The organism is Mycobacterium sp., assembly GCF_044342925.1.
GTDB lineage: Bacteria > Actinomycetota > Actinomycetes > Mycobacteriales > Mycobacteriaceae > Mycobacterium.
In genome coordinates this window covers 1-9764 of sequence record NZ_JBIIOV010000124.1, presented here as the reverse complement: position 1 = coordinate 9764, position 9764 = coordinate 1, and the positions used below count along the sequence as shown (strand labels likewise).

Below are 9764 nucleotides of genomic sequence, written 5' to 3'. Positions count from 1 at the left end.
CACCACGAAGGAGTCGGCGGTGGTACCGATGCCGATGATCAGACCGGCGATGCCGGCCAGGTCCAGGGTGTAGTTGATGTAGCGGCCCAGCAGCACCAGAATCCCGTACACCATCGCACCGGAGGCCGCCAGCGACAGCAGGGTGAGGAACCCGAGCACCCGGTAGTAGGCCAGCGAATACAGCAGCACCATTGCCACACCGATGGCGCCGGCGATCAGACCGGCCCGCAGCGAGGTCAATCCCAGTGTGGCCGAGACCGTTTCGGCTTCTGAGGACTCGAAGGACAGCGGCAGAGAGCCGTACTTGAGGACGTTGGCCAGGCTCTTGGACGACTCGACGGTGAACGGCGGGTCACCGCCGGAGATCTGGGTCCGCCCGCCTGGAATGGCCTCGCGGATCTGCGGTGCGCTGACCACCTGGGAGTCCAGCGTGAACGCGGTCTGGGTGCCGATGTTCGCGGCGGTGAAGTCGCCCCAGGTCTTGGCGGCGTCATCCTTGAACTCCAGGTCGACGACGTAGGCGCCGCCTTGCTGATCGAACCCGGAGGAAGCGGTCGCGATCTGGTCGCCGCTGATCATCGACTTGTCCAGGATGTAGATGTACTTCTTGTCCTGCGAGCAGGTCACCAGCGGCAGGTTGGGATCATCGTTGCCGGCCAGGACGTCTTCCTGGTCGCAGCGCCCGGCCATGTACTGCACCGAGAGCAGCAGCAGGTTCTGGTTGGTGCTCTGGCGCAGATCCTTCTCGAACTTGATTCGCGCGGCGAGGTCCTTGCGCGGGTCCGGCGGCACGGGCGGCGCGGGCTGACCGGGAGTCCCCGGCGGCGGTGCGGGCTGACCGGCCGGCGGCGCAGGGGGTGCTGGTGACGGAGTCGGCTCCAGCGGGAACGGGCGCGGCTGCGGCGCCGGCGAGGCCGGGGCGGACTCAGCAGGAGGTGGCGGCGGTGCTTCGCCCGGAGGCGGTGGTGGAGGTGCTCCCGCCGCTCCGGGCGGCGGCGCGCCCGGCCCGCCTGGCGCGCCCGGCGTCTTCGGTGGGTTCTTGATCGCCTCGACCGGAATGGGCTGGCCGATCACCGGCCGGATGAACAGCCGTGCGGTCTGGCCCAGGTTACGGGCCTCGGTGCCGTCGTTACCCGGCACGGTGATGACCAGGTTGTCGCCGTCGATGACCACCTCGGAACCGGAGACGCCCAGGCCGTTGACGCGCGCACTGATGATCTCCTGGGCCTGGTCGAGGGCCTCGCGGGTGGGCTTGGAGCCGTCCGGAGTGCGCGCCGTGAGCGTCACGCGGGTGCCGCCCTGAAGGTCGATACCCAACTTGGGCTTGGCCTGCTTATCCCCAGTCGTGAAGATCAGCAGGTAGACGCCGATCAGCAGGGCCAGGAACAGCGCCAGGTAGCGGTACGGACGCACCGGCGCCGGTGACGATGCCACGTGTCGATTCTCCTAGTTGTGTGCCGCGGGCAGCCCGCGGCGGCTCACGCTCCCCGCAAAGAGTACGGGTGATGATGGTGTCAGTCGCGGGTGAGGCGGTCCGCGTCGCCGTCGATCGGCTGGGCCACCCGGTTCACCGGGCCGGCGTCGTCGATCTCGGGCACTTCGGCCTCGACGCGGTCGCGGATGGCCAGCTTCATCCAGCGGGTGACCACCCCCGGAGCGATTTCCAGGTCCACGGTGTCGTCGTTGATGGCGGTGATGGTGCCCCGCAGGCCGGACGTGGTGTGCACCTGGTCGCCGACGTGCAGCGACTCATGCAGGTCGATGGTGGCCTGCAGGGCCTTCCGCTGCCGCCGCGAGGCGAAGAACAGGAACGCGCCCATGATGATGAAGAGGGGCAGCAGACTGAGTAGATCCATGGTGATGCGTGTCTTTCGGTCCGGGGTTTGGTCACGGCGAGACCGGCAACGCAGGTCCCCCTGTGCAGACCAGTGTGCCATTGGCTCATCTGGGCGGCTCATGACGGCGCTGACGCACCGCTGCGCGGACAATACCGCCATGGACCTGATCGCGACACCGCGTAGTACCGGCGCGGTCCGGGAATTCCGCGACGAGCCCGTTGCCGACGAGGTGGTTCGGCGGGTGCTCGACACCGCCCGGCGCGCCGGATCGGTGAACACTGGCCGCCGCTGTGGCGCTGGGCCACCCGATGCACCGGCCCCGACTGCGGCGGCGGCCGGCCTCGGCCTTCACCACCGCTTTTCCCGTTGCGCGGCGGCGTCATCCGACTAGGCTCATCTCACCCCTTTCAACCGTCTGTCCAGCGCCGCAGCGCTGCGGAGGAGATACCCGTGAGCACCATCGAGCAGACCCGTCAACTCGTCACCGCCATCCCTGGCCCGAACTCCACCGAACTGGCCAAACGCAAGGTCGCGTCGGTGTCCCGCGGCGTCGGCACCACGATGCCGGTGTTCGCTGCCCGCGCCGGCGGCGGCATCCTCGAAGACGTCGACGGCAACCGGTTCATCGACCTCGGGTCGGGCATCGCGGTGACCACGATCGGCAACGCCTCACCGCGGGTCGTCGATGCGGTGCGCGATCAGGTGGCCGACTTCACCCACACCTGCTTCATGGTCACCCCGTACGAGGGATACGTCGCCGTCGCCGAGCACCTCAACCGGCTGACGCCCGGCTCGTTCGACAAGCGGACCGCGCTGTTCAACTCCGGCGCCGAGGCGGTGGAGAACGCGGTGAAAATCGCTCGCGTGTACAGCGGAAAGCAGGCCGTGGTGGCGTTCGACCACGCCTACCACGGCCGCACCAACCTGACCATGGGGCTGACCGCGAAGTCGATGCCCTACAAGAGCGGGTTCGGGCCGTTCGCGCCGGAGATCTACCGGGCTCCGATGTCCTACCCCTACCGCGACGGCCTGATCGATAAAGAATGGGCCACCAACGGCGAACTGGCCGCCGAGCGGGCGCTGACGGTGATCGACAAGCAGGTCGGTGCGGCCAACCTCGCCGCGGTCATCATCGAGCCGGTTCAGGGTGAGGGCGGGTTCATCGTGCCCGCACCGGGCTTCCTTCCGGCGTTGCGGGCCTGGTGCTCCGACAACGATGTGGTGTTCATCGCCGACGAGGTGCAGAGCGGGTTCGCCCGAACGGGCCAGATGTTCGCCTGTGAGGACGAGGGCATCGAGCCCGATCTGATCGTCACCGCCAAGGGCATCGCCGACGGCCTGCCGCTGTCCGGGGTGACCGGGCGCGCCGAGATCATGGACGCCACCCACGTCAGCGGCGTCGGCGGCACCTACGGCGGCAACCCGCTGGCCTGTGCGGCGGCGCTGGCCACCATCGAGACCATCGAGACCGACGGCCTGCTGGACCGTGCCAAGGAGATCGAGCGGCTGATGAAGGATCGGCTGGGCCGCTTGCAGGCCGACGACGACCGCATCGGCGACGTCCGGGGCCGCGGCGCCATGATCGCCGTCGAATTGGTGAAATCGGGCACCGCCGAACCGGATCCGGATCTCACCAAAGCTCTGTGTGCGGCCGCCCACGCCCAGGGTGTCATCGTGCTCAGCTGCGGGACGTTCGGCAATGTGCTGCGCTTCCTGCCGCCACTGACCATCGGCGACGACCTGCTCAACGAGGGCCTCGACGTCCTCGCGGGCATTCTCGCCGACCTCTGACACGCCAACTTCTCACAAGGAGACACCATGTACGCAGTAGTCAATCCGGCAACCGGCACGGTGGAACGGGAGTACCCGACCGCGACCGACGCCGAGATGGAGCAGGCGCTGACCGCCGCCCACACAGCCTTCCGCGAGTGGTCGAAGAATTCGACGGTGGCCCAGCGCGCGGCGCTGATGAAAAAGGTCGCCCAGCTGCACACCGAACGCCGGGAGAAGCTGGCCGACATCATCAACCGCGAAATGGGCAAGCCCGTCGAGCAATCGCTGGGCGAGGTGGACTTCAGCGCGATGATCTACGACTACTACGCCGATCACGCCGAGAAATTCCTGGCCGACGAGCCGATCGACCTGCTCGACGGCGGCGGCAGCGCGGTGATCCGACGCGGCCCGGTGGGGGTTCTGCTGGGCATCATGCCGTGGAACTACCCCTACTACCAGGTGGCCCGGTTCGCCGGACCAAACCTGGTGCTGGGCAACACCATCGTGCTCAAGCACGCCCCGCAGTGCCCGGAGTCGGCCGAGGCCATCCAGCAGATCTTCGACGACGCCGGGTTCCCCAAGGGGGCTTATGTCAACGTCTACGCGACCAATGAGCAGATCGCCGATGCCATCGCCGACCCGCGGGTTCAGGGCGTCTCACTGACCGGCTCGGAGCGTGCCGGCGCCGCGGTCGCCGAGATCGCCGGCCGCAACCTCAAGAAGGTGGTGCTCGAACTCGGCGGATCCGACCCGTTCATCGTGCTCAGCACCGACGACCTTGATGCCACCGTCGAGGCCGCCGTGGCCGGCCGGTTCGAGAACACCGGCCAGGCCTGCAACGCCGCGAAGCGGTTCATCGTGGTGGCCGACTTGTACGACGACTTCGCCGACCGGTTCACCAAGAAGGTGATGGAGATCGCCGACGGCATTGCGCCGCTGTCCTCGGCAGCCGCCGCCGAGCGGCTGGCCGAGCAGGTCGACCGGGCTGTCGCCGATGGCGCCCACGTGGTTTCCGCGGGCGAGCGCAACGGCGCCTTCTTCCCGCCCGCGGTGCTGACCGGTGTGTCGCCCGACTCGCCCTCCTACCGCGAGGAGCTGTTCGGCCCGGTGGCCACGTTGTACAAGGTCGATTCCGAGGACGACGCCTTGCGGGTGGCCAACGACACCCCGTTCGGCCTGGGCTCCTATGTGTTCACCACCGACGCCGAGCAGGCCAAGCGAGTGGCCGACAAGATCGATGCCGGAATGGTTTTCATCAACTGCGTCGGCGCCGAAGGTGTCGAGCTCCCGTTCGGCGGGGTGAAGCGCTCCGGTTTCGGACGCGAACTGGGCCGGTTCGGCATCGACGAGTTCGTCAACAAGAAACTCATCCGCACCGTCTCGTAGTTATCCGCTGTCGGGGTCGGGATTGCGCCTCCCGCCCGGTTAGTGCGGGACCGGGCGTGATCCGCCGAACGGGTGACGCCAGTCGCGGTGCAGCCGCTCCCGTTGCGCCGGCGCCGGCCGGTACTCGTCCATCGGCTCGGCGCCCTCCTCGGACGCCGCGACAGCGGCCCGCTCCTGGGTCACCGGCGCCGGCCGGTAGGTGTCCACCGAGCGCTGCGCGTAGCTGATGTCCCGCACGCTACGGACCGACAGCCGGCCGAGCGCCATCCCGCCGAGGGCGATGATCATGGATCCCAAACCGGTGAAGAGGGCCAGTTCGAGCAGGACCAGGCCGGTCTGGCTGGTGGGCACCGGCGCGCCGAAGCCACCCAGCCCCAGCGGCGTGGCGAACAACCGCCCGACGACGAACCAGGCGCCTGCCATGACGGCGAGCCAGCCGCCGAACAGGGCGGTCGCCCGGTTGCGCGACAGCATCAGCATCAGCCCGCCCAGGACGGTGACCGCACCCGGAAGCACCTGCAGCCAGCCGCGGGCCGCAGTCCACGTCCACGACGTATTCGGGTCATAGGCGAAGTCGAAGTAGGGGCCGACGAACGGAATCAGCGCCCCCCACAAACCCAGCAGGACCAGCAAAATTCCGCTCATCGCGCCGCGACTGCGGGGAATCCGCATCCGGCCCGCGCGGGTTTCCAGCCGGCGGTCTGAAACTGTCATGAGGCCTCCCTGAACGTAGCGCGACGCCGGGCGCGCCGCACTCATGGGCGTCGGGTACCCCTGGCCCCCGGGGGCCTAACCGGCCAACCGGAGGCGGTCAGTCGAACAGCGGCGGCTGACCCAGCGCACCGGCCCCGGGCGGTGGGGTCAGGCCAAGGTGGGTCCACGCCAGCGACGTCGCCACCCGGCCGCGGGGCGTCCGGGCGATCATCCCGGCGCGCACCAGGAACGGTTCGCACACTTCCTCCACCGTGGCGGCTTCTTCGCCGACCGCCACCGCCAGTGTCGAGACTCCGACCGGGCCGCCACCGAAGCTGCGGGTGAGCGCCGAGAGCACCGCCCGGTCCAGCCGGTCCAACCCGAGTTCGTCGACGTCGTAGACCGCCAGCGCGGCCTTGGCGACGTCGCGGGTGATGACGCCGTCGGCGCGCACCTCGGCGTAGTCGCGGACCCGGCGCAGCAGTCGGTTGGCGATGCGTGGTGTCCCCCGCGAGCGCCGGGCGATCTCCGCGCTCGCCTCCTGGCCGAGGTCGATGCCCAGGATGCCCGCCGAGCGGTGCAGCACCTGTTCCAGTTCGGCGGGTTCGTAGAAGTCCATGTGCGCGGTGAAGCCGAAGCGGTCGCGCAGCGGTCCGGTCAGCGCCCCCGAGCGGGTGGTGGCCCCGACCAGCGTGAAGGGCGCCACCTCCAACGGAATGGACGTCGCCCCAGGGCCTTTCCCGACGACCACGTCGACGCGGAAGTCCTCCATGGCCAGATACAGCATCTCCTCGGCCGGCCGGGCGATGCGATGGATCTCGTCGATGAACAGCACGTCGCCCTCGATGAGGTTGGACAGCATGGCCGCCAGGTCACCGGCCCGTTCCAGCGCGGGGCCGGAGGTGATCCGCAGTGAGGAGCCGAGCTCCTGGGCGATGATCATCGCCAGCGACGTCTTGCCCAACCCGGGCGGGCCGGACAGCAGGATGTGATCCGGTGTGCCGCCGCGGTTTTTAGCACCCTCGATGACCAACTGCAGTTGCTCGCGCACCCGCGGCTGGCCGATGAACTCCCCCAGCGACCGCGGCCGCAGGCTGGCGTCGATGTCGCCCTCGCCGACCGTCAGCGCCGCGGAGACCTCCCGGTCTTCGACGCTGTCCTCACCGTCCTCCTCGAACCGGCCCATCTAGATCGCCCGCTCTTCGCGCAAGCGGCTCATCGCTGCTCCCCGCTCTTCGCGCAAGCGGCTCATCGCTGCTCCCCGCTCTTCGCGCAAGCGGCTCATCGCTGCTCCCCGCTCTTCGCGCAAGCGGCTCATCGCATTACTTCTTCCCCAGCAGCGACAGCGCCGCGCGCAGCGCGCTCGACGTGCTGGCGTCCGGGTCGCCGGCCAGCACCTTGTCGCACGCATCTTCGGCCTGCTTGACCGGAAAGCCAAGACCTACAAGGGCTTCCACCACGGGGCTGCGGACGGCATGACCGATCACCGAGGAGATGCCGGAGGCCCCGGGCAGCGCACCGACCTTGTCGCGCAGCTCCAGGACCATCCGCTCGGCGCCACGTTTGCCGATGCCGGGCACCCGGGTCAGCGCCGCCACATCGCCGTCGGCCAATGCCTGACGCAACGCCGCGGAGTCGTAGACGGCCAGGGTGGCCAGCGCGATCTTCGGGCCCACCCCGGACACCCCGAGCAGGACCAGGAACAGGTCGCGGGCCTCGCCGTCGGCGAACCCGTAGAGCGTCATGGAGTCTTCGCGCACGATCATCGCGGTGATCAGCCGGGCCTCCGAACCCCGGCGCAACGTGGCCAGGGTCGACGGGGTGGCCATCACCTTGTAGCCGACGCCGGCCGCCTCGACGACAGCGTGGTCGAGGGCGACGTCGACGACTTCGCCGCGCACCGAGGCGATCACGCCCGGACCGCCTTGAGCTTGGCCTGATAGGCCCGCCGTTGCGCGGCGGCCATCTCTTCCGCCTTGGCCATCCGGGCGATCATCGGCGCCCGCCAGCAGTGGCAGATGGCCAGCGCAAGCGCGTCGGCGGCGTCGGCCGGGGTGGGCTTCTGTTGCAGCTGAAGGATTTTGGTGACCATGGCGGTCACCTGCGCCTTGTCGGCGCGACCGTTGCCGGTCACAGCGGCTTTCACCTCGCTGGGGGTGTGGAAGTGAACGTCGATGTGCCGTCGCGCGGCGGCCAGCGCGATCACCCCGCCCGCCTGCGCGGTGCCCATCGCGGTGTTGGCGTTGTGATTGGCGAACACCCGCTCGATGGCGATGACATCGGGCAGATGGGTGTCCATCCAGTGTTCGACGACGTCGCTGATGGCCAGCAGGCGTTGAGCGAGCGGGTCATCGGAGGGAGTGCGCACGACGTCGACGTCCAGGGCGATGACCTGGCGCGCACCGCGGCTCTCGATCACCGACAGCCCGCAGCGGGTCAGACCGGGGTCGACACCCATCACCCGCACTTGAGCGCCTCTCAGCCTACGAACAGTTGTTCGATAGCTTAGCGGCGGGCGGTGACAGAGCGGGCCAATGACACGCGGGCGGGTCAGTCCTCGCAGCGCATCGTCGTCAGTCGTCGTCGAGCTGGGCGGCGACGTCGTCGGGGATGTCCATATTGGTGTAGACGTCCTGCACGTCGTCGCTGTCCTCCAGAGCGTCGACCAGCTTGAGGACCTTGCGGGCGCACTCCAGATCCACCTCCACGCTGACCGACGGCTGGAAGCTGGCGTCGGCGGAGTCGTAGTCGATGCCGGCGTCCTTCAGCGCGGTGCGCACCGCCACTAGGTCGGTCGGCTCGCAGATGATTTCCCAGCTGTCGTCGAGGTCGTTGACCTCCTCCGCGCCGGCCTCCAGCACGGCCAGCAGGACGTCATCCTCGCTCAGGCCGTTCTTCTCCAGCGTGATCACACCCTTGCGGTGGAACAGGTAGGACACTGAGCCGGGGTCGGCCATATTGCCACCGTTGCGGGTCATCGCGACCCGGACCTCGCCGGCGGCCCGGTTGCGGTTGTCGGTGAGGCATTCGATGAGGACCGCGACACCATTGGGGCCGTATCCCTCGTAGGTGATGTTCTGCCAGTCGGCGCCACCGGCTTCTTCACCGGCGCCGCGCTTTCGGGCCCGTTCGATGTTGTCGTTGGGCACCGAGGTCTTCTTGGCCTTGGCGATGGCATCCCAGAGCGTGGGATTCCCGTTCGGGTCACCGCCGCCGGTACGTGCCGCGACCTCGATGTTCTTGATCAGCTTGGCGAACATCTTGCCGCGCTTGGCGTCGACGACGGCCTTCTTGTGCTTGGTGGTAGCCCACTTGGAATGGCCGCTCATTAGCCCCTCGCCTGTCTGCAGTCCGTGCCGGTCAATGCGCCGACGATTCTACTGCTGAGCCCACACCGACCGGTCCGCGCATCGAGTGAGGAGCTAGGCACACAAAGTGCGGGTAGCCCGCTGCCTGACTCCTCACTCAATGAGGGGTGTGTTTTACGGGGCGCCGACCATGTCGACGAACAGCTTGTGCACCCTGCGGTCGCCGGTGATCTCCGGGTGGAACGCGGTGGCCAGCACCCGGCCCTGCCGGACCGCGACGATGTGACCTCCGGAGCGTGCGAGCACCTCCACATCCGGGCCGACGCGCTCCACCCATGGGGCCCGGATGAACACCGCGTGCGCGGGGCCGTCGAGTCCGCGGAAGTCGATGTCGTCCTCGAAGGAGTCCACCTGCCTGCCGAAGGCGTTGCGGCGCACCGTCATATCGATGCCGCCCAGCGGCACCGCCTCCCGGCCAGGCGCGCCGGCGTCGAGGATCTCGCTGGCCAGCAGGATCATTCCGGCGCAGGAGCCGTAGGCCGGCATGCCGGCGGCCAGTCGCTCCCGCAGCGGTTCGAGCAAGCCGAATTCTCGCAGCAGCAGGCTGATTGCCGTGGACTCCCCGCCGGGGATCACCAGGGCGTCCACCGCGTCGAGTTCGCTGCGCCGGCGCACCGTGCAGGCATCAGCCCCGGCCTCCCGCAAGGCGGCGAAGTGTTCGCGGGTGTCGCCCTGCAGGGCGAGCACCCCGACAGTCGGACCGCTC

General features: G+C 68.7%; 11 protein-coding genes. 3 read left to right on the top strand and 8 right to left on the bottom strand.

From position 1 onward, the window contains the following. Together secD and yajC are read right to left on the bottom strand one after the other, a co-directional pair. On the bottom strand, window positions 1-1434 hold a 1434-nt coding region (gene secD / locus ADBZ6I_RS12965), incomplete at its 3' end, for a protein translocase subunit SecD (RefSeq protein ID WP_526384459.1). Between the two features lie 80 nt (window positions 1435-1514). Further along, on the bottom strand, window positions 1515-1856 hold the full coding sequence (gene yajC, locus ADBZ6I_RS12960) for a preprotein translocase subunit YajC (protein WP_526384457.1): 342 nt from the start codon (window positions 1854-1856) through the stop codon (window positions 1515-1517). Window positions 1857-1995: 139 nt separating this feature from the next. On the opposite strand from yajC, the gene ADBZ6I_RS12955 reads away from it, so the two are divergent. The 3 genes from ADBZ6I_RS12955 to ADBZ6I_RS12945 are packed head-to-tail and all read left to right on the top strand — an operon-like array spanning window position 1996 to window position 4997. After that, the gene (locus ADBZ6I_RS12955) at window positions 1996-2229 is read left to right on the top strand and encodes a hypothetical protein (protein WP_526384455.1); all 234 of its coding nucleotides are present in this window, start codon (window positions 1996-1998) and stop codon (window positions 2227-2229) included. Between the two features lie 59 nt (window positions 2230-2288). After that, on the top strand, window positions 2289-3629 hold the full coding sequence (gene gabT / locus ADBZ6I_RS12950) for a 4-aminobutyrate--2-oxoglutarate transaminase (RefSeq protein ID WP_526384453.1): 1341 nt from the start codon (window positions 2289-2291) through the stop codon (window positions 3627-3629). Window positions 3630-3656: 27 nt separating this feature from the next. After that, complete coding sequence (locus ADBZ6I_RS12945) at window positions 3657-4997, top strand: NAD-dependent succinate-semialdehyde dehydrogenase (RefSeq protein ID WP_526384451.1); 1341 nt, start codon at window positions 3657-3659, stop codon at window positions 4995-4997. A gap of 39 nt (window positions 4998-5036) precedes the next feature. Here ADBZ6I_RS12945 and ADBZ6I_RS12940 read toward each other — a convergent pair whose 3' ends face one another. The 6 genes from ADBZ6I_RS12940 to pdxT form a co-directional block, all read right to left on the bottom strand. Further along, window positions 5037-5711: a hypothetical protein gene (locus ADBZ6I_RS12940; RefSeq protein WP_526384449.1), complete on the bottom strand. Its 675-nt coding sequence runs from the start codon at window positions 5709-5711 to the stop codon at window positions 5037-5039. A gap of 97 nt (window positions 5712-5808) precedes the next feature. After that, window positions 5809-6876 (bottom strand): Holliday junction branch migration DNA helicase RuvB, encoded by a 1068-nt coding sequence (gene ruvB / locus ADBZ6I_RS12935; protein ID WP_526384447.1) that lies wholly within the window; start codon window positions 6874-6876, stop codon window positions 5809-5811. Window positions 6877-7012: 136 nt separating this feature from the next. Continuing rightward, a complete protein-coding gene (ruvA, locus tag ADBZ6I_RS12930; protein ID WP_526384445.1) occupies window positions 7013-7603 on the bottom strand; it encodes a Holliday junction branch migration protein RuvA in 591 nt (196 codons plus the stop codon). After that, entirely contained in the window at window positions 7600-8157 is a 558-nt protein-coding gene (gene ruvC, locus ADBZ6I_RS12925) for a crossover junction endodeoxyribonuclease RuvC (protein ID WP_526384443.1), read from the bottom strand. Before ruvC ends, ruvA begins: the two co-directional genes overlap by 4 nt. 106 nt (window positions 8158-8263) lie before the next feature. Next, complete coding sequence (locus ADBZ6I_RS12920; protein ID WP_526384441.1) at window positions 8264-9019, bottom strand: YebC/PmpR family DNA-binding transcriptional regulator; 756 nt, start codon at window positions 9017-9019, stop codon at window positions 8264-8266. A 153-nt stretch (window positions 9020-9172) separates the two neighbouring features. Further along, a partial coding sequence (gene pdxT, locus ADBZ6I_RS12915) for a pyridoxal 5'-phosphate synthase glutaminase subunit PdxT (protein WP_526384439.1) occupies window positions 9173-9764 on the bottom strand: 592 nt, incomplete at its 5' end.